Source organism: Kitasatospora sp. NPDC059327, assembly GCF_042752535.1.
Taxonomy (GTDB): domain Bacteria; phylum Actinomycetota; class Actinomycetes; order Streptomycetales; family Streptomycetaceae; genus Kitasatospora.
In genome coordinates, this window is record NZ_JBHYYB010000039.1 from 62718 (window position 1) to 82776 (window position 20059).

The following is a 20059-nucleotide window of genomic DNA, read 5'->3' on the forward strand; positions in this document are numbered from 1 at the left end:
CGGGGAGCGGGGGTGGCCGGGGGCCGGGGCCGGACGTAGGTTCGAAGAGTCCGAGGGAAGGAGGGCGGCGATGACCGGCAACGGCTACGCCCACCCCGAGGCGCTGGTCCCCACCGAATGGCTCGCCCAGCACCTCGACGACGGCACGATCCGGGTCGTCGAGGTGGACGAGGACACCACGGCGTACGAGCGCGGGCACATCCCCGGCGCGGTCGGCTGGAACTGGACCACCGACCTGCACAGCCGGGTGGGCCGCGACTACGCCGACCGCGAGGGCGTGCAGCGGCTGCTGCGCGCGGCCGGGGTGGAGGACGACACCAGCGTGGTGCTGTACGGCGGCAACGACAACTGGTTCGCCGCCTACGCCTACTGGCTGCTGCGACTGCGCGGCTACGGCCCGGTGCGGCTGCTGGACGGCGGGCGGAAGAAGTGGGAGCTGGAGGAACGCGAGCTCAGCGGGGAGGTGATGGACTACCAGCACAGCGGCCTGCTGCTGGACGGGCCCGAGCACCCCGAGCTGCGGGCGCTGCGCGACGAGGTGCTGGCCAAGGCCGAGGTGTTCGCCAAGCCTGGCTCCGACGCCGTCCTGGTGGACGTCCGCTCGCCGGCCGAGTACCGGGGCGAGGCGCTGGCCCCGTCGCACCTCCCGCAGGAACAGGCCCAGGTGCCCGGGCACATCCCCGGCGCGGTGAACATCCCCTGGTCACAGACGGCCAACGACGACGGCACCTTCCGGTCCGCCGAGGAGCTGCGCGCGCTCTACGACGGGCAGGGCGTGGCGGAGGAGCGCGAGGTGATCGCGTACTGCCGGATCGGGGAGCGCTCGGCCCACACCTGGTTCGCGCTGACCGAGCTGCTCGGGTACCCGCACGTCAAGAACTACGACGGCTCGTGGACGGAGTACGGCTCGCTGGTGCGGGCGCCGGTGGCGCTGGGCGCCTGAGGAGGCCGGGGGCGCGGGGCGTGGTGCCGCGCCGGGTGCGGGGCCGCGGCGGGGGGTGACGGGTGCGCGGCGGCGCCATTTCGGCTCGTTTCTTCTCATGAACATTTCATCCTCCAGGAGTGGGCCCGGGCCCACCGGGACAGGGATCGAGGCGACCCTTTCGTCCCAGTGACCCTGGAGGACCACCGTGCGCAAGAGGCTGATCGTCTCTGCCGCCGCCGGCGCGCTCGCCCTGCTGCTGACCGTCCCCGCCTCCGCCGCCCAGGGCGGCCCCGGCGCGGCCGGCATCGGCGACACCTACTACCCGAACGCCGGCAACGGCGGGTACACCGTCTCGCACTACGACATCCGCCTCAAATACCAGCCGGCGACCGACGAACTGGAAGGCACCGCCACCGTCCTCGCCACCACGACCCAGGACCTCACCCGGTTCAACCTGGACTTCGTGCTCGGCGTCAAGGAGGTGCTGGTCAACGGACGCGCCGCCACCTTCGCCGCCACCGGGGAGTCCGAACTGGAGATCACCCCGGCCCGGCCGCTCGCCAAGGGCAGCCCGGTGACCGTCGTGGTCCGCTACGCCGACAAGCCCGGCACGGTGAAGCGCGACGGGTTCTCGGCCTGGCTGCGCACCCCCGACGGCGGCGTCGCCGCCAACGAGCCGGAGAGCGCGCCCTGGTGGTTCCCGAGCAACGACCACCCCACCGACAAGGCCACCTTCGACGTCTCCGTCCTGGTGCCCGACGGCACCCAGGCGATCAGCAACGGTCTGCTGACCGGCCAGAGCTCCCGGGCCGGCTGGACGCGCTACAACTGGCGCCAGACCAAGCCGCAGGCCACCTATCTGGCCACCCTGGCGATCGGCAAGTTCGACATCAGGACCGACACCACGCCCGGCGGGCTGCCGGTCGTCACCGCCTACAGCAAGGACCTCGGCGCGAACGACGGCGCGGCGCGGGCCAGCGTCGAGCGGACCGGCGAGCTGGTGGACTGGCTGAGCGGCTACTTCGGCGCGTACCCGTTCGACTCGATCGGCGGCTACGTCCCCAATGTGACCACCGGGTACGCGCTGGAGACCCAGACCCAGATCTTCTACAGCCCCGCGCAGTTCTCCCGCGGCTCCAACACCGCCGTCGTCGTCCACGAGTTGGCCCACCAGTGGTACGGCGACAGCGTCTCCGTCCAGCGCTGGAGCGACATCTGGCTCAACGAGGGCTTCGCCCGCTACGCGCAGTGGCTCTGGTCCGAGCACGAGGACGAGGGCACCGCGCAGGAGCTGGCCGACTACGTCTACTCCTTCTACCCGGCCGACAACGCCTTCTGGAGCGTCAAGCCGGGCGACCCCGGGCCGGACCACCAGTTCGCCGGAGCGGTCTACGACCGTGGCGCGGTGGCCATCCAGGCGCTGCGCAACGCCGTCGGCGACGAGGCGTTCTTCCGGATCCTGAAGGGCTGGCCGACCGAGCGCCGCTACGGCAACGCCAGCATCCCGCAGTTCCAGGCGTACGCCGAGCGGATCTCCGGCAAGCCGCTCGCGGAGCTCTTCCACACCTGGCTGTTCACCGACTCGAAGCCGGCGCTCTCCTCGGCGGGCGTGCCGGCGGCGCCGTCGGCCGGGGCGGGTGCGGCGGCCCTGGCGCCGACCGCCAAGGCGCAGCTGCGGGAGCCGAAGTCCTGGAAGAAGATCCAGGAGACCAACTCGGTGCACGACCAGGGGCACTGAGGCCACGGTCCGGCCGGCCGCGGGAAGCGGCCGGCCGGACCGGCGGGCGTTCGCCGCTCAGGAGCTGGGCGCGGCCACGGCCGGGGACTCGGCCAGGGCCTGGGCCTCGGTGAGGATCAGGGCCTCGACGCCGTACAGGAAGCGCTCCATCGCGGGGCGGGGGAGCACCGCGCTGTCCGCCGTCATCGCGAGCTGGAGCGCGTCCGCGGTCCGGAGCGCGTCCAGGGCGTAGGAGAGGCCGGGGCGCGGCGCGAACTCCACCGGCCAGGTGAGGGTGGTCTCCTTGGCGTCGGGCGCGGTGCCGTCGGGCGCGGTGCCGGCGTCGGGCTCGGTGCCCGGCCCGGTGCCGGGGTCGGCGATCTCGGACGGAAGCAGGTCGCGGGTGTCGTTGAAGACGCAGGACCGGTCGGCGAGCGGGCCGTGCTCGGCGGTGAGCCGGGTGATCTCCTCGTCCAGCAGGCGCTTGTTGTAGTAGGCGTGCCGGTAGGTGGCGATCGAGGCGGCGTGGGTGCGGCGGACGGCGTCGCCGAAGTCCCCGTCGGCGTCCGGCAGATGGAACAGGCCGTCGCCGGCCACCACACTGACGGCGGCCGCCAGCCCGGGCAGGAACCGGTTGTTGACGATGACCTGGAGCACCGCGTCCGGTGATCCGGAGAGCCGTGCGGTCATCACCGCCACCGCCGCGAGCAGCACCGAGGAGGTACTCGCCCGGTGCGCGGCCGCGACCGGCTCGATCGCCCGGAGCAGGGCCGGGGAGCTGAGCACGGCGTTCGGGAACGGTCGCGGCCGCTCGCCCGGGACGGGCGGGAAGAGCCGCGGCGGCCCCAGCCGCAGCTTGCGCACCACATGGGCGCGGGCGTTCACGTCGCGCCGCAGGCCGCGCGCGGAGTTCTGGAACTCGGCCTCCTCAAGGGGCTGCTGGGAGCCGCGGGCGGTACTGATCGACTCGACGGAGGCGCCCTGGGCCAGTTCGCCGAGGTCCATCACCAGCAGGCCCATGCCCGCGCCGTCCAGGGCCGAGTGCGACAGCACGAGCGCCATGTGCCGCACCAGCCCGCCCGACTCGACCAGGCCGACGCGCAGCGGCCACTGGGTGGCGCAGTCGAACGGCAGCGCCGCCAACTCCTCGTGCAGCGCGGCGCCGACGTCCGCCGGGTCGCCGCCGTCACCGTCGCAGCGGCGCAGGTGCACGGTCAGCCGACCGTCCGGGTCGACGGTCTGCCGCAGCCGGCCGCGGTCGTCCAGGGCGATCCGGGTGTGCAGGGAGTCGTGCAGCTGGAGCAGACCCTCCAGGGCGCCCAGGACGACCGGCACCGGCAGGCCCGGGTCCAGGGGGGCGGAGGCCGTGATGTTGTACCGCGGAGCGTCGGCCGGAGCCAGCCGGCTCACGGCGTCCCAGATGGCCTGCTGGCCCCAGGTCGCCGGACCGGTGCCGGACCGGCCGGCGGACAGGACGATCTCCAACTGCTGACTCGTGGTCACCGTGTTCTCCGTTGTGGGGTTCCGGACGCGGCGGCGCGTGGTGGGGGTGATCCGTGTGTTCTGCGGGTGGGGGCGGGGCGGTCGGTGCGGTGGGAACGCGTGTGCTGCCAAGGCAAGAGTGTGGACTACCGCCCAGGTGCCGTCGAGACCCCGACCGGGCCGACCGGGCCTCGCCGCCCGTTGCGGTGCGGTCAGGCCCGGGTGGCGGTGACGAGGTGGTAGTCGAGCAGGCCGCTCTGCCAGGCGGCGAGGAAGTGGCGTGACCAGTGGCCGGGCGGGACGGTGTCCGTCAGGTAGCGGTCCAGGCCCGGCCAGACGGCGGTGCCGATCGACTCGCCGGTGACGTCGGTGAACCCGGCGTCCGCGAGATCGGTGAGGAAGCCGTCGAGCGGGTGGGCGACGTCGAGGCCGTCGGCGAAGCTGCCGAGCAGGATGCTCAGCCGCTCGGCGACCTCCGGGCCGGAGCTGAAGAAGGTGGTCACGGCGAGCCGGCCGCCGGGGCGCAGCACCCGGGCCGACTCGCGGGCGAAGCCGGTGAGTTCCCGGAAGTGCTGGGCCGCCTCCACCGAGTAGAGGCCGTCCAGGGCGGCATCGGGGAAGGGGAGGTCGTCGGCCGCGCCCAGGCTGTAGGCGAGCCGGTCCGGGAAGGTCGCCAGCGCCCTGGCGTTGACCGCGCGGGCGCGCTCGATCTGGTCCGGATGGATGTCGACGCCCGTCACCGCGGCGAACCGGAACTCGCAGAGCGCGAGCGCCGCGCCGAGGCCCCGCCCGCACCCCACCTCGGCCAGCCGCAGCCGCTCGGTGGGGGCGGGGAAGGCGCGCAGCACCCGGCGGTAGAGGTCCTCCTGGCTGCGGACCCGGTCCTCGGGGGTGGGCGCGTCGGTGTCGATGCCGCTCCAGTCGCCGAAGTTGATGAATCCGCCCGCGAAACTGGGCGCCTGACTCAGGTCGTCGACGCCGTACGTCCGTCGCACGGTCGCGGGAATGCGGTTCTGGTCCATCGGCTGCTCGGCTTCCTCGTGGGGCGCGGCCCGGCCCTCGGGCGCGTTGTGGACGTACCCGAACCGGTGCGTGTCCGAACGCGATCCGCGGTGAATGAGGCCTGCGAGGGACGGCGGTGGACGGCGTGTTGACGAGGGCGGGGGCAACGGGGCGGCGGCGCGCCCGCCGTTCGGGTGCCGGCGGGCGCCGCCGCCGGAAAACGGGTGGACAGCGGGGGCCGGACGGGACTGGATGGACGTGGTGCCTGGAGGAGGTGCCCGTGCCCGTCCGACCAGGAAGAAGACCGGGATGACCACCGAACGGATCGCGCCGCCGCTGACCGGGGGCGAGCGCGAGATGCTGCGCGCCTTCCTGGACTTCCACCGGGCGACCCTGGCGATGAAGTGCGAGGGGCTGACCGAGGAGCAGCTGAGGCTGCGGTCGAGCCCGCCGTCCACGCTGAGCCTGCTCGGGCTGGTGCGGCACATGGCCGAGGTGGAGCGGACGTGGTTCCGCCGGGTGATCGGCAAGGAGGACGTCCCGCTCGTGTGGTCGCCGGAGGGGGACTTCCAGGTCGCCTACGACGCGGCGGGTGCCGACCGGGGCGAGGCGTTCGCCGCCTGGGCGGCCGAGGTCGAGCACGCCCGGCGGATCGAGCGGGCGGCGCCGTCGCTGGACGTCACGGGCCACATGGCCCGGTGGGGCGAGGACGTGTCGCTGCGGTTGGTGATGCTGCACCTGATCCACGAGTACGCCCGGCACAACGGGCACGCCGACTTCCTGCGCGAGGCGATCGACGGCTCGGTGGGGCCGTAGCCGTGGGTGCCGGTGAACGCCGCACGGGGTGGCAGCCGTTCTCGTTCACATGACGGTGATGATGACCGAGCCTGCCGCTGGCATGCTTGCGGGCATGGTGGAGATGGCGGACGAGCCGGAGATCCGGGAGCTGATCGCCTCCTGGCTGGCCGCGGAGCCCCAGGTGGAGGCGGCGACGGGCGGGCCGGGCAGCGGCGGCGGGCTGCCGGCGCCGCCGGCCGGCGGCGGGGAGGTCGCGGCGGCGGCCCGGCGGCTGGCCCTGCGCGGGCTGGACGGCGCGCCGTCACCGGCGGTGCCGGAGGGGCTGCGGCTGGTCGCCGAGGCCCTGGTGGTGGACGAGCACCCGTCCGCGTCCGGCTGGACGCCGCTGGAGCGGGCCGAGGCGGTGAAGTGGGTGGCGCTGCTGGTGCACCGCTTCGGCGAGGACGGCGTCCAGGAGCTGGCCGCCGCCCTCGGCGGGCAGCCGGGGGCCGATGTCCCGGACGCCGGTTAGGCCCGGCCGGGAGGTCACCCCTCGGGCCCGCACGCCCGTCGCACCGTCGTCGGGCGCCGACGGCCCGTGCCCGCGGGCCGGTGGGGGGCCCGGTCGTACGGACTGCCGTGGTCCTCATTCCGTCGCCGGCACGCGCCGGGCGAGGCCGGTAACGCCCTGCGGACGGACGGCGCCACGGTGACCGCGCCGCCCAGCGCGGCCAGCCGGCGCTCCAACTGCCGGACCACACCGGCGTCGCCCAGCCGTTCGTACAGGCGGAGCGCGGAGCGCAGGTGCGAGCCGGCCTCCATCGGGCGCTCGCCGTCCAGCAGGAAGTCGGCGTAGTGGCGCTCCGCCACGGCCTGAAGATGGACGGCGCCCGCGTCGCGACAGCGCTGCGTGGTCTCCTGCCAGGCCCGTTCGGCCTCGGCCGGGCGGCGGAGCTGCTGGAGGGCGTGCGCCTCGTTCACCATGGCGGACAGGTGGTACGTCGCCTGCGGGTGCTCGGCGAGCAGCGCCCGCGCCTCCCGGGCCCGGCGCAGGGCCTGTCCGGCGTCCCCGGCGAAGCCGTGCAGGGCGGCGGTGTTGCTGAGCGCGAACGGCGCGTGCTCGGGCAGGCCGTGCGCGTCGGTCAGGGCGATCGCCCGCTCGCCCAGCCGGGCGGCCTCCGCGTGCTCGCCCCGGGCCGCGCCGGCGACCGCCAGCACGGTGAGGGCGTGCACATGGACGCCGCCGCCGGTGTGTTCGGTGCGGGTGACGGCCGCCAGGGCCAGCCGGTGGGCCTCCTCCGCCCGCCCGATGCCGCACAGGGCGCGGGCGGTCGAGGCCTCCATCGAGGCGACGGCGGCCGGATCGCCGGTCAGCACCGCCGACCGCAGCCCCGCACGCAGGCAGGCCAGCCGGTCCGTCCGGCGGCCGGCGCCGTAGTAGAGGCAGTTGGCCAGGTAGGCGAGCCGCCAGGCGCGCCGGTGGTCGCCGAGGTCGGCCGCCGAGGTGACCAGACCGCGGATGGTGGGCTCCTCGGCACGGAACCAGTCCAGCGCGGAGCGCACGTCGGGCAGGTTCGGCCGGGCCGGGCCGGGCACCGCCGGTGGACCGAAGGGGTCGAGACCGGGCTGGAGCAGGCCGGCGCCGTGCGCGGCGGCCGCCAGGAAGTGGTCGACCAGGGCCCGGGTGGCGGCGGCGCGCTCCGACGCCGGTCGCTCGTCGAGGAGTTCGGCCCCGTAGAGCCGGATCAGGTCGTGCCGGCGGTAGCGGCCCGGGGTGTCCTCGGTGAGCAGGTGGTGGGCGGCCAGCGAGCCGAGCGCCCGCCGGGCCTCGGCGGTGTCGGTGTGCAGCAGGGCGGCGGCCGCGTGCGCGTCGGTGTCCGGGCCCGGGTGCGCGGCGAGCAGGGCGAGCAGCTGGACGGCGGTGGCGGAGAGCCGGCGGACCGTCAGCGCCAGCGCGCTGCGTACGCTGCTCGTGCCCTGGGTGTCCAGGGCGCGCAACCGGGTCCGCTCGTCGGTGAGTTCGGGCACGAGGTCGGCGATCGCCCAGCCGGGCTGGGCGGCCAGCCGGGCGGCGGCGATCCGCAGTGCGAGCGGCAGGCGGTCGCACAGCTCGGCGACCGTGGCGGCGGCCTCCGGTTCGGCCCGCACCCGGGCCGGGGTGAGCAACTGCTCCAGCAGGCCGAGCGCGTCCTCGGCCGGTAGCGCGCCGAGCCGCAGCAGGGCGGCGCCCTCGGTGACCACGACGTCCTCCAGCGAGCTGCGGCTGGTGATCACACCGGCGCAGTCGGGGCCGGTCGGCAGCAGGTCGGCGATGTCCTCGGCGTCACCGGCGTTGTCCAGCACGACCAGCAGCCGGCGTCCGCGGCTGAGCGCCCGGTAGAGCGCGGCCCGGGCGAAGCGGTCCTCCGGCAGCTCGCGTTCCTCGACTCCCAGGGCGCGCAGGAACCGGCCCAGGACCTCGGTCGGTTCGACGCGGTGGCCGGGGCCGAAGCCGTTCAGGTCGGCGAAGAGCTGGCCGTCGGGGAAGTCCTCGGCCGCGGCGTGCGCCCACTGCACCACGGTCGCGGTCTTGCCCGCACCGGCCGGGCCGACCACGACGGCCAGGCTGCCGCCGCCACGCTGCCCGCCGCACTCGGCGTCCAGCCAGCGCCGCTCGGCCACCCGGCCGACGAACCCCGCGATCCGGCGGGGGAGTTGGCTCGGGCCCGGGCGGGGAACCGGCGGGTGCGGGGCGGCCGGGGCGGCCGGGGCGGTGGCGGCGGTCGGGGCCGGGGCGGGGTCGGCGGCGAGCATGTCGTCGACCGCCGACTGCAGGGCGCGGCCCGGAGGCACGCCCAGCTCCTCGGTGAGCCGGCGCCGGGCGCGGTGGTACGCGGTGAGCGCGTCGGCGAACCGGCCGGCCTGGTGCAGGCAGCGGACCAGCAGGGCGGCCAGCGGCTCATGGAGACCGTCGGCCTCGGTGGCGCGGTCGAGCTCGGGGACGGCGTCGGCGCCCCGGCCGAGCCTCAGCAGGCGCTCGGCCCAGCACTCCAGCGCGCGGGTGCGGTGCCGGTCGAGCCGGTCGGCGACGGCGTGCCGCAGGTCGGTCTCGGGCAGGTTGGCCAGGGCCGCGGCGCCGTGCCAGAGGTCCAGGGCCTCGCGCAGCAGCTTGGCGGCGCCTTCGTCGTCCTCCGGTGGGCACTCCCCGGCGGCGCGGGCGGTGAGCCGCTCGAAGAGCAGCGCGTCCACCAGCTCGGCCGGGCCGTCGAGGCGGTAGCCGGGGGCGCGGGTCAGCAGGGTGAAGGGGGAGTCGGCGATCTGCTTGCGCAGGGCGGCGATGTGGCCCTGCAGCGCGGCCCGAGCCCGGGCCGGCGGGGCCTCGCCCCAGAGCAGCTCGAACAGCCGCTCGACCGGGACGATGCGGCCGAGTTCGAGCGCCAGCAGGGCCAGGACGGCGCACCGTTTGGCGCCGGCCGGCTCGACGGCGTGACCGTCGGCGGCCCGCAGCTCCACCGGCCCCAGCAGTCGAATGAACACAGATCCCCCCAGGTAGAAGCGGATCGTCTCGGCTTTCCGTCCACATCTCGGCCGCAGTCTAGCCACGCCCGGCGGACGGTCCGGGCCGCCCGGAAGGCGGCCGTACGCCGTCGAAGCAACCGGGCTCCGGACGCCGGCGGGGGCTCGATCCGAGCTGGGCCGCCCGGCGTTCGGCTGCGGTTCGGAGGGAGTTTACTGACGAAAGGTCAAGGGTTTACGGGCGCTCGTGGTGACCCGGGCGGCCGGGTGGACAGATCCGCCTGACGCGTTCGTGCCATCGCCGCGGCCGGGGCGGCGATTCGGCGGGAGGCGCGTTTGGCCGGTATCCGTCAGGTCACCGGGGTTCGGGTTCGGGCGCGGAGCCGGGGCCGGGTGGCGGGGCGCCCGGCGCCGTACGTCGCCCGACCGGGGGCCGGGCCGGTCGTCGGACCGAAAGGGGCGTGGACGGGCCTGCCAGGTAGGCACACTGGGGCACGGGGATCTGCCTGAAAGGGAAGATCTTTCGGGCAGCTTCTCGGTGCTGGGGAGCGGGTGGCGATGCCCGGGCCACCGGTGAGGCGGCCGGTGGGCGACCAGGGGCGTCGGGCGGGGTCCACGGGGTCGACGGGGGCGGCGCGGGTTCGGCGGGTTTGCGCGGGGTCGGGCCGGGTGGGGTCCGTGCGGGGCCGGACGGGTTCACCAGCCGGTGGGTCGGCCCGCCCGCCACAGGTCGGCGCCGATCAGCGCCGCCAGCTCGCGGACCGCCCTGCGGGTGCGGTGGCCGAGCCGCCCCGGTTCGAACGCCGCCGCCGTGGCGAGGTGCTCGTCGAACGGCAGCTCCACCACACCCCGGCAGCGGGCACCGAAGTAGCTCCGCAGATCGGCGGAGTTGACCGGGCGCCCGGCGCCGCGGACCGCCGAGATCGCGATGACGCAGCGTTCGGCCAGCTCCCCGTACCCGTGCGCGTGCAGCCAGTCGAGGGTCGCGGCGGAGCTGCTCGCGCCGTCCACGCTCGGCGTGGTGGCGAGAACCAGCTGGTCGGCCAGGTCCAGGACGCCCGGCCCCGAGTCGCTGCCCGACCCCGGGCCGGAGTCGGTCAGCGTGATCGGGTACCGCTCGGCGAGCGCCGCCAGCACGGCGCGGTAGTCGGTGTCGTCGAGCCCCCGGCCCGCCCCCGGGGACGACGGGCCGGCCAGCACGGCCAGGCCACTGGGAGTGCGGGAGAGGTAGGGCCCGGGATCGACGGCCGCCGGGCCGCCGGCGCGCAGCGCCGCCGCGAACTCGGCGACACCGGCCGCGGCCGCCGACCGGACGCGCCGGCCCAGCGAGTGCGGGTCGGTGCCGGTCTCCACGGCGGCCACCGGCTCGCCGCGCTCGGTGGCGAGCATCGCCCCCAGGGAGAGCATCACCGAGGTCCTGCCGACGCCGCTCCTGGCGCTGATCACGGCGATCCGGCAACTGCCGTGCAGCGGGGAGCGGATGAGCCTCAGCTGCTCGCGGCCGCGGCGCTCGCCGGTGCGCAGCACGTCCAGGACACCACGTCGCTGCTCGGCCCCGGGGCGCGGCACGGGCGGGTGGGTGGAGAACGCCGCCGGCGGGGGCGCGGGCACGGCGGGCGCGGTCTGCGGGGCCGGCGCCGGGGCCGGGAGGACGGGGAGGGCAGCGGCGGGGACGGCCGCGGCGGCCGGACGGCGGGGTGGCAGCAGGACGGTGCCGAAGGCGTCGAGAGCCGCCGTCGGTGCGGGGCGGTAGGCGGTGTCGGGGCCGGCGGTCATGACGGGTCCTCCTTGCGGCACGGGCTGCGGGCGCACTGTCCACTCCGCTCTACGGATCGCCGGCGCACCGCAGTTCAGCTGCCGGTTCGTCCTTCCCGGCGGACCCCGGAGCCGCCGGCGGGAGCTGAACCGGACGCCGCCGTGCCGCCGTAGAGGGAATGCGGGGCCCCGCGGCCGCCGGCCCCGGGCAACACGTCCTGCGGGACCTGAAGGAGATGAGCGATGAAGCACGTTCGAGCGGCCCTCGTGACCGGAAGCGCCGTCGCGGCACTCGCGGTGGCCGGTTCCGGCACCGCGCTGGCCTGGCAGCCCTCCGACGCCTCACTGAACGTCGGCTGCCGCACCGAGGCGGGGCGCGTCGAGCTGGTCCTGGGGAACAACTACCGCACCGCCGGCGAGTACACGCTGACCAGGGTCGGCAGCGACGAGAAGTACCACGGCACGGTGGAGGGCCGCGGCACGGTGAAGGTGACGGTCGGCTACACCGGCCAGGGGGACACCTGGCGCTACCGGCTGGCCGACACCCAGGTGGAGAAGCGGATCGCGGACGTGCCGCTCTGTGTCACGCCGACGCCCACCCCGACGCCGACCCCGACGCCGACCCCCACCCCGACCCCGACCCCGACGCCGACACCTACGCCGACGCCCACCCCCACGCCGACTCCCACCCCGACCCCGACGCCCAGTGGGACGCCGAGCAAGCCCGCGACGCCGACCCCGGTCCCGACCCCGAGCGGGACGCCGAGCAAGCCGACCACGCCGCCGCCCAGCACCCGGCCGTCCGAGCGCCCGACGCCGCCGGTGTCGGTGTCCTCCCCGCCCGCCCCCTCCCCGAGCCCGTCCGTCCCGTCGTCCGCCACGCCGGTGCCCGTCACCGGTGACCTCGCGCACACCGGTGGCGGTGGCGGTGCGGGCCTGATCGCCGGCGTCGGTGGCGGTGCCGTCCTGATCGGCGGCGGTGTGCTGCTCGCGGCCCGGGTCCAGCACCGGCGCCGCACCGCCTGAGGGACGGCCGCCCGGCCCCGGACCTCCGCCACCGGTGCGTCCCCGCGCGGCCGGTGAACCTCCGGTGTCCGACGAGCCGTCGAGCGAGGTGCGGGGTCGGCCGGCCCCGCACCACCGACCTGGGGAGGACACCCGTGCTGCGGATGGACGGAGCTTGGCGGATCACCGTGATCGGCAAGGACGCGGCCTTCGACCAGCGGGTGGTGGTGCGCACCCCGTACGGCGCGGCCGTGCTGCCGGGCCGGGTGGGGGCGTCGCTGGACGTACCGGCGCAGGAGTGGGAGCTGCACCTGGAGCACCACGCCCCCGGTCTCGGCTGGCGGCCCAACGTCCGGGTGCTGCCCGGGCCGTTGCAGGAGTCGGACGGCGGCCTGCGGACCCGGGTGGTGCGGAGCAAGGACGTGGACTGGGCTGGCGGCGACCCGACCGAGCGCAACTTCACGCTGCGGCTGGTCCGCCTGGAGGCCGCGGCGCCGCAGGAGCGGCCGGTCCAGGCGCCGATCCCGGCGGCCACCCCGGTGGCCCGCACCTCCTCCGACCCGTATCCGGACACCCGGGCGCTCGCCGGGACGGACCGACGGGGGTACCGGACCGGCGGCTGGACCGAACAGGGCGGTGACGAGCGGCCGTTCGAGCAGGGTGGCGTCGGTGCGACGCCCGCCGGCCGGGAGCGTGGCCGGCCGGCGCACGCCGAGGCCGCCGCCACTGCCGAGTCGCCGGCACGGTGGGAGAACGTGCCGCCGGCTCCCCCGCGGCACGAGCGCGGCCCGGCGGCGACCGCCGGGCGTTCCGCGGGCCGGGTACCGGCCGACCCGGCGCCGGACGCGGTGGCGGACGACCGGTGGGCGTGGCTCCCGCCGGTGCCCGAAGGGTGGGAGCGCGTTCCGGTGCCGCTGTCCGAGCTCGGTCCGGGTGAGGTGCCCGCGATCCGCCCCAAGACCGGTCAGCAGCGGTCGCTCGGCCAGGTCGCGACCCGGGGTGTGCCGGCCCGGTGGCGGGCGGAGCGGGCCGAACCGGTCCAGCCGGAAACCGTCCGGGACGTACCGGCGGAGCGCTGGGCGGCCGGCGGCGGGCCGGGTGCCGGAGGGGGCCTGCGCGATGTCCGGCCCGCGCGGGAGGCCGTTCGGCCGGTCCCCGCGGAGCGGGCCGTGCCGGTGGAGCGGGAGGTGCCGGCGGTCTGGAACACCGGGCCGGAGTCCCCGGTCGGGCCGGACTCGACCCGGGCGGGGTCGGCCGGCCACCGGGCCGTGCGGGGCGTCCCGGTGGAGCGGGAGGTGCCGGCGGTCTGGAACACCGGGCCGGAGTCCCCGGCGGACCAGGGGCTCTCCCGGGCCGGGTCGGCCGGACACCGGGCCGTCCGCGGGGTGCCCGTCGGCGGACAGGAGTGGGAGACACCGGCCGCCCGGCGGACCGTGCAGGGCGGCCCGGCCGGTCACGAGGCCTCCCGGGCGGTGCCCGTCGGTCACGAGGCCGTGCGGGCGGTCCCGGTGACCGGGCAGGCCGCCACCGGAGCGGAGGCGCCGGCCGCGCGGGAGGCCGCCCGGGGTGAGGCCCCCGTCGACCGGACCTCGCCGGCCCGGCCCTGGTGAGCCCCGCCCGCGGCTGAGGCGCCGGTGGCCGGGGCTGCCTCCCCGGCGCGCGGCCGCCGGGCCGGGCGGGCCGTCAGACCGGCTGTGCGGGAGAGTCGGCGAAGTTCCAGTGGGCCTCGGGGTGGTCGAAGGCGCGCTGGTAGCCGGGGCCGGCGATCGGGAAGGTGGCGAGGAACTCCTCGGGCAGGTCGAAGGCGTCCACCAGGTGACGCCCCCGCTCGGCCAGCCGGGCGATGGCCCGCTCGACCAGGTCGGGGAGCGAACGGACCTGGTCCGCCGTCAGCAGGCCCTCGGCCAGCAGTAAGCCGCTCCCGGCGGCGACGCGACGCAGTGCGAAGAGCCGGTACAGGTCGGTCAGCAGGTCGCGGGCCCCCGGCTCGGTGGCCTGCTCGGCGAGCGCGAGCAGGGCGGCGCCGGCGGAGCGCTCGGCGTGGGCGGTGACGGCGGCCAGGGCGGCGGGCGAGGCGGTGTTCCAGCGGCGCAGGCCGTCCCCGGGCGGGGCCTGGCGCAGCAGCGTACGGGCGCGGGCGAGGTGGGCCTGCTCCGCCGCGTGCAGCAGGGCCTGGAGGACGGCGGGGTGCTCGGGGCCGCCGGCGGGGACGGCCGCGGGCGGGGCGGACTCGGCCAGCAGGAGTTCGGCGCCGGCCTTGGCCCAGAGCGCGAGGTTGTCGCCCTCGGCGGTGATCGTGCCCTCGATGTCCATGGCGAGCGGGGTGATCCCGTTGACCGGGAGCAGCCCCTGGGCGCCGCAGCGTTCGCGGCACTCGATGATCAGGCTCCGGGCCTGCCAGGTGGTCCAGCCCTTGGCGACGGCGACCTGGCGCTCGGCGGCGGCGACCTCGGCCGGGTCGGCGTCGTCCCGGCCGGTCCAGCGGGCGACCGCGGCGCGGTGCAGGGCGGTCATCGCGTAGGCGGTGGCGGCCGCCTCCAGCAGCGGCCCGTGGTGGCTGCGGTGGGCCCAGACCGGGATCCGGCGGTCCGCGCGGGCACCGGTCACCTCGCGGTGGTGGGCGTAGCGGATCGCGACGGTCAGCGCCGTGCGGGCGGCGCCGACGGCCGCGGCGCTCATGCAGAGCTTGCCGATGGTGACCCGGCCGATGCTGGTGAGGAATCGTTTCCGCTTGCTGCCGAGGGCGCTGGTGAAGGTGGCGTCGTGGCCCAGCCGGCCGTGCGCGCCGGTCAGCAGCGCCTCCTGGGGCAGCAGGACCTCGTCGAAGGACGTCAGGCAGTGGTCCACCGGGCTGCCGGGGCGCCGGGGCAGCGGGCGGACGGTGACGCCGGGCAACGGGCCGGCCTCGTCGGTGAGCGGGGTGAGGAAGAGGAAGATCCCGTGGTCCCGGCCGTCGACCAGCAGGCGGGCGGCGACCACGGCGGACTTCGGCCCGCCGGCCGGGCCGGTGTTCGGCATGAACTTCTGCGCGCCCGCGTCGGGGGTGCGCAGGGTGAAGGTGCGGTCGGTCCGGTCGTAGACGGCGGTGGTCCGCAGCGCCGCGGCGTCGTTGCCGTGGCCGAGTTCGGTGCAGAGGAAGGTGCCGATCCGCTCCATCGCGAGGTACGGCGCCAACGGGCGCTTCTCGTGCGGGTCGTGGTCGAGCAGGCTGCCGAGGAACAGGTTGTAGTGGATGCCGGCGACGACGATCAGGGCGCCGTCCAGCGGGCCCAGCCATTCGTGCAGGGCGCTCAGCGCGACGGGGTCGGTGGCGAGGGCGGTGGCGTCGACCGCCCGGTTGACCTCCCGCAACCGCCGGTAGGAGGCGGCGATCCGGTCCGCGCTGCCGGCCGCCGGGTCGTTCCGCAGCCGGGGATCGGCGAGCAGCTGCCGCCAGGGGGCGTGCGTCCGCCCGTGGTCGGTGCCGAAGAGCAGCCGGGTCAGCTCGGCGGTGGTCGGGTCGGCGCCGGGGTCGGCGGCGTCCGGGTGGTGAGAGTCCGGACCGGAGGCGTTCGGACCGGAGGCGTCCGTCGCGAGGGAGGCCGGGGACGGGTTCGGGTACGGGGGGTTCGGGTCGGCCGCGGTGGCGGTGCGAGGGCCGGGCATGGTTGTCATGAAGTGATCAATGGGCGGAGTGCCGCCGGGGAAACGGCTTTGTGATCAAGATCACCGCGGTGTGGCGGGCTTCCTGCGCGGGCCCGCCACACCGCCGGTGGCGTCCGGGCCGCTACTTGTCGATGTGGAAGGACTCGCCGTAGACCTTCCAGCTCAGCGGGGTGTGCAGGTCGAGGTTGCCGGCCTGGAGGAACACCCGCTGCGCGGTGTCGATCCGGGAGGTGTCGGAGTGGGCGGCCTCGGTGCGCATGGAGGCGGCGCGGGCGTCCAGGAAGGCGGCCAGGTAGGCCTTCTCGTCACCGCCCTGCGCCGGGGTCTTGGCCTTCTTGAGCGCCGCCGCGCGGATCCCGCCGAAGCTGTCGGCGCTGTTGCCGGGGCCGTGCATCACGATGGCGTCGTAGTAGGCGAACTGGCCGAGCGCGTGCAGGCCGTCGCTCTTGGCCTGGTTGACGGCCGGGGTGAAGTAGACGCGGTCGCGCTCGTCCTCCTGGGCCTTGCGGAAGAGCGGGTCCTGGGCGGCCTTCTTCCAGTCCGAGACGAAGTCCGGGTCGAGGCCGCTGTGGGAGGCGGAGCCGTCCAGCTTCTCCAGCGCCGGGAGGTACTTGGCGAGGATGTTGTCGGGCTTCAACTCGCGGTAGTGGCGCACCATCTCGACCATGTCGCCGGTGCCGGAGCAGAATCCGACGATCCCCGCGGTATAGCCGCGGCCGTCCTTGATGTCCTCGATGTAGGCGAACTGGGCCTTCCAGTCCAGGGAGGAGTTCTCGGCGCTGGAGACGATCTGCTGGGCGATGTCCTTGAGGCGCGGGTCGGTGAGGTCGCCGGCGCCGGTCGTCGGGGGCTTGCTCGACGAGCCGGAGGGCGAGCCGCTGGGCGCTCCGGACGGTGCGCCGCTCGGCGAGCCCGAGGACGAACCACTGGGCGAACCGCTCGGCTTGGTGGGCGGCTTGGCCGCGGGCTGGGTGGTCCGGTGGGGGCGGCCGTGGTTCACCGGGGCGGGGGTGGTGCCCGTGGTGGTGGGCGAGGCGCTCGGCGACGGGCTCGGGGACGCGGCGGCGGCCGGGAACACGGGGAGAGCGCCCGCCAGCAGCAGGGCGGTCAGGGCGAGTGGCAGCGGGGCGGGCCGGATCGGCATGGAGGCTCCGGGGTCGGGCGGCCGGATCGGCCGCGGACAGGGCGGGCGAGCGGGTTCGTCTGGGGAACGGCCGTCGTCCGAGCGGCGGTTCACACACCGTCAGGAACGGCCGCCGGCTCGATCCCGGGGGTGAGGTGGAAGCGCTCGGGTTCCTCGACCGGCCTGCGCTCGGCCGGGCTCAGCTGGTCCCTGCGGTCCAGCCACGACCGCAGGCGGGTCAGGGCGCTGCGGTCGCGTTCGGCCGGGTCGCCGCCGGCGGCGCACTCGCGGAGCAGGACCCGGGCCGGTTGGCCGGAGGGTTCGGCGGGGGAGACGGCGAGGACGGTGAAGGAGGTGCCCGGGGCGAAGGTCACCCGTAGCTCCTCGGTGCCCGAGCCGAAGGCCGAGGTGCGTCGGCCGGTGGCCGACCAGATGACGAACTCGACCGAAGCGCCCGGCAGTTCGACGGCGGTCGCGGTCAGGCCGGTGACCGGGGCGGGCTCCGTCAGCTGCTGCCCGACGGGGTAGTGGGCGAGCAGGGCCGCCGGATCGGGGCCGGGCGGGGCGCAGAGCAGGACGGCGCCGTGGTGGCTGGGGAGGCGGCGCAGACCGGAGCCGAGGCAGCGGAGGAAGGGCGCGAGCGCCGGGTCGCAGGAGCGCGCGGCCGCGATCAACTCGGCGCGCCCGACCGGAACGCCGGTGTCGCCGTGGTGCAGCAGGACGGCGGCGAGATCGGGCTTGATGTCGTCCTTCGAGGTGGAGCGCAGCCCCGGCAGCCGGGTGGCGACCTGATCGACCCGGCCGGAGCAGCGGTGGTAGTGCTCACCGAGCAGCACCCGGACGGCGTCCCGGTCCTCGGTGCCGCTGACGGCGACCTGGACGGGGAAGTCCTCCGCGCGGAGGTGACGGGCCCGCAGCGGCGCGGGGGCCGGGACGCCGTCCGGCTCCGCGGCCGCCTCGTCGGGGTGCTCCACCGGCGCTGTGGCGGGGTCGTCGTCCGGGCGTTCGCCCGGCTGCTCCTGCGGCTGTCCGGGCGGATCCTCGCCGGAGGCCCCGGTGGGTGGCTCGGTGGGCGACGCGCCGCCGGTCGCGGTCGGCCCGGCGAAGCCCGGCTGTCCGAACGGCGGTTCTGGGTCGGCCCCGGTGTGCGGGACGCCGGCCGGGTCGGTCCACGGGTCGGCCGGGTCCGTCCAGGGGGTGCCCTCCGCGCCGGTCGGGGTGGCGGCTGCCGTCGGTTCGGCGGCGAAGGCCGGGGCGGTGGCAGGGGGGTCGGACGCCTGGGGGCCGGTGGCGGGCGGCGCGGAGGCCACCGGCGCGGCGAAGCCGGGGCCGGCGGGGCCACCGCTGGTCGCGGTCCGGGTGGGCGGACCCACCGGCCCGGGCGGCGGGGCCGCCGTCGGCCCGGTCACGGGCTCGGGCGCCGGCTCGGTGCTCGGAGCGACCGCCGAAGCGGTGCCCGGGAGCCCGCCGGAGGCGGCGGCCTGGGCCGTCCCGGTGGTGAGGGCCGCGCCGGCCGAGGCGGTCGGTACGGCGAGGCCCGAGGGGGCGGCCGGCGGGCCGGACAACGCCCCGGAGAGCGCCGGCATCGAGGGCGGCGCCACGGCGGCCGGCCCTCCCCGGGGCACGGCCCCGAACCCCGGCCGCGCCCCGGGGAGGCCGCCGATCCCGTACGACACCGCCGCCACCCCCGGCACGGAGCCGGCCGGCTGCTCCGGTCCGAGCCAGTCCAGGTCGTGCATCCGGGCGATGAAGCGGGCGATCCGCTCGGTGGCCGGCTCCAGCAGCCCGTGCACCAGCAGCCCGAAGCCCTCGGTGCCGGAGGACGGCAGCCGGTCCAGCAGGGTGCCCAGTTCCTCGAAGACGTCGGCCTCGACCGGCCGGTCCCGTTCGCCGACGATCAGCAGCGGGCGGGCCGCCTCGGGCCGGCGGAAGCGCGGGGTGAGGACGTGCGGCGGCTCGGGCCGGAGCCAGAGTCCCGCCGGGACGGCCTCCAGCGCCCAGTACGGGAACGCCTCGAAGACACCCGGCCCGTCGGTGCGCCAGGACGCGCCGCCGTTGCGCCAGGCGGCGGGGGCGGTGCCCTGGCCGGGCGCGGCGGCGAGTCGCAGCAGGTACGGCTCCCAGCAGGCCTGGCCGCGCGTGTCGAGGATGCGCGAGGTCGGGCCGCCCGGGCCGAGCACCGGGAGGCCGATCGCGGCGTTCACCGGGCGGGCCAGCCGGGCCGACAGGGCCCCGGTGAGGGCGGCGAGTTCGTCCGGCGCGGCCCAGGGCGCGCTGACCAGCAGCCGGGCGGTGTCGACGGGCAGGCCGACCACGGCCTCGGCGAAGTCCTCGGGCAGCAGGACGGGGACGGCCGGTGTGCCGACGACCAGCACCACGGTGCCGGGCGGCGCGCCGGCCATCCCGAGGCCCGGGAGGGCCCCGGCGGGCGGGGCGGACGGGTGGGTGAGCCAGAAGCCGGCCGGCAGCCGCAGCACCTGGACGGCCGGGGGGTGGCGGGGGAGGCCGAGGTGCTCGACCGGGAGGTGCCCGGTGTGGGCGGCGGGCGCGACCGCGACGGCGGTGGAGACCGGCTCGATCGGGGCGGTGGCGCCGATCGTCTCGCGCACCCGGCGCGGTGCGCCGCCGGGTGCGCAGTGCCACCAGGAGGCCGCCTCGGCGGCGCCGTCGGGCGCGGTGACCTTGAGGTTGCCGTCCGGAGTGATCTCCACCAGGCCGTCCGGCGCGATCACCGGCAGGCCGGCCCGGTCGGCGACGATCTCGGCCGGCCGGCGGCCGTTCGGGGCGAGCGCGGCGAGACCGGAGGCGGCGAGCACCAGCGTGGCGGCGCCGCGCGAGCGGGCGATCACGCCGAGGTCGGCCATCCGGTCCCGCAGGACGGGGGCCGAGTCGGGGGCGGCCGCGACCACGACGACGCTGCCCGGGACCGGGCGCAGCGTGCCGACGGCCGCCGACAGCTCGTCCTCCCCGGCGGTGGCGGGGGCGATGACGAAGTGCGGGCCGACCGGGCGCAGTTCGGACCGGGCGGCGAGGGCGGACCCGTCGCGGACGTCCGGCCGGGGCCGGGCGGGGCCGGCCGGCCCCGGCCGCACTACGCCTGGGTGGTCGCCGCCGTCTCCCTGCTGGTGCTGCT

General features: G+C 76.6%; 12 protein-coding genes and 1 pseudogene. 6 read left to right on the forward strand and 7 right to left on the reverse strand.

Going from position 1 to position 20059, the window contains the following annotated elements; all coding sequences use genetic code 11:
- The first annotated feature begins 70 nt into the window (after positions 1 to 70).
- Together ACFXHB_RS23565 and ACFXHB_RS23570 are read left to right on the forward strand one after the other, a co-directional pair.
- Positions 71 to 943 (forward strand): sulfurtransferase, encoded by an 873-nt coding sequence (locus ACFXHB_RS23565; protein ID WP_380576571.1) that lies wholly within the window; start codon positions 71 to 73, stop codon positions 941 to 943.
- A gap of 187 nt (positions 944 to 1130) precedes the next feature.
- Entirely contained in the window at positions 1131 to 2663 is a 1533-nt protein-coding gene (locus tag ACFXHB_RS23570; RefSeq protein ID WP_380576572.1) for a M1 family metallopeptidase, read from the forward strand.
- A 57-nt stretch (positions 2664 to 2720) separates the two neighbouring features.
- Here the strand turns inward: ACFXHB_RS23570 and ACFXHB_RS23575 are convergent, their stop codons facing one another.
- On the reverse strand, positions 2721 to 4145 hold the full coding sequence (locus tag ACFXHB_RS23575; protein WP_380576573.1) for a non-ribosomal peptide synthetase condensation domain protein: 1425 nt from the start codon (positions 4143 to 4145) through the stop codon (positions 2721 to 2723).
- A 191-nt stretch (positions 4146 to 4336) separates the two neighbouring features.
- Positions 4337 to 5146, reverse strand: a complete 810-nt coding sequence (locus ACFXHB_RS23580) for a class I SAM-dependent methyltransferase (protein WP_380576574.1) — start codon at positions 5144 to 5146, stop codon at positions 4337 to 4339.
- A 289-nt stretch (positions 5147 to 5435) separates the two neighbouring features.
- Here ACFXHB_RS23580 and ACFXHB_RS23585 point away from each other — a divergent pair, with 289 nt between their 5' ends.
- Both ACFXHB_RS23585 and ACFXHB_RS23590 read left to right on the forward strand, forming a co-directional pair.
- The gene (locus ACFXHB_RS23585; RefSeq protein WP_380576575.1) at positions 5436 to 5942 is read left to right on the forward strand and encodes a DinB family protein; all 507 of its coding nucleotides are present in this window, start codon (positions 5436 to 5438) and stop codon (positions 5940 to 5942) included.
- 94 nt (positions 5943 to 6036) lie between these two features.
- On the forward strand, positions 6037 to 6435 hold the full coding sequence (locus ACFXHB_RS23590) for a hypothetical protein (RefSeq protein ID WP_380576576.1): 399 nt from the start codon (positions 6037 to 6039) through the stop codon (positions 6433 to 6435).
- A gap of 14 nt (positions 6436 to 6449) precedes the next feature.
- Here ACFXHB_RS23590 and ACFXHB_RS23595 read toward each other — a convergent pair whose 3' ends face one another.
- Positions 6450 to 9419: a BTAD domain-containing putative transcriptional regulator gene (locus ACFXHB_RS23595; protein ID WP_380576577.1), complete on the reverse strand. Its 2970-nt coding sequence runs from the start codon at positions 9417 to 9419 to the stop codon at positions 6450 to 6452.
- Between the two features lie 675 nt (positions 9420 to 10094).
- Positions 10095 to 11174: a MinD/ParA family protein gene (locus ACFXHB_RS23600; protein ID WP_380576578.1), complete on the reverse strand. Its 1080-nt coding sequence runs from the start codon at positions 11172 to 11174 to the stop codon at positions 10095 to 10097.
- 222 nt (positions 11175 to 11396) lie between these two features.
- Here ACFXHB_RS23600 and ACFXHB_RS23605 point away from each other — a divergent pair, with 222 nt between their 5' ends.
- Together ACFXHB_RS23605 and ACFXHB_RS23610 are read left to right on the forward strand one after the other, a co-directional pair.
- Positions 11397 to 12179 carry a hypothetical protein gene (locus ACFXHB_RS23605; protein ID WP_380576579.1) on the forward strand — a complete coding sequence of 261 codons (783 nt, stop codon included), beginning with the start codon at positions 11397 to 11399 and terminating at the stop codon, positions 12177 to 12179.
- Positions 12180 to 12313: 134 nt separating this feature from the next.
- The gene (locus ACFXHB_RS23610; protein WP_380576580.1) at positions 12314 to 13768 is read left to right on the forward strand and encodes a hypothetical protein; all 1455 of its coding nucleotides are present in this window, start codon (positions 12314 to 12316) and stop codon (positions 13766 to 13768) included.
- A gap of 73 nt (positions 13769 to 13841) precedes the next feature.
- Here the strand turns inward: ACFXHB_RS23610 and ACFXHB_RS23615 are convergent, their stop codons facing one another.
- The 3 genes and pseudogenes from ACFXHB_RS23615 to ACFXHB_RS23625 form a co-directional block, all read right to left on the reverse strand.
- The gene (locus ACFXHB_RS23615; protein ID WP_380576581.1) at positions 13842 to 15803 is read right to left on the reverse strand and encodes an acyl-CoA dehydrogenase; all 1962 of its coding nucleotides are present in this window, start codon (positions 15801 to 15803) and stop codon (positions 13842 to 13844) included.
- Between the two features lie 121 nt (positions 15804 to 15924).
- Positions 15925 to 16947, reverse strand: a complete 1023-nt coding sequence (locus ACFXHB_RS23620; protein ID WP_380576582.1) for a chitosanase — start codon at positions 16945 to 16947, stop codon at positions 15925 to 15927.
- An 89-nt stretch (positions 16948 to 17036) separates the two neighbouring features.
- Positions 17037 to 20059 (reverse strand): annotated as a pseudogene (locus ACFXHB_RS23625) (hypothetical protein); the annotation flags it as partial.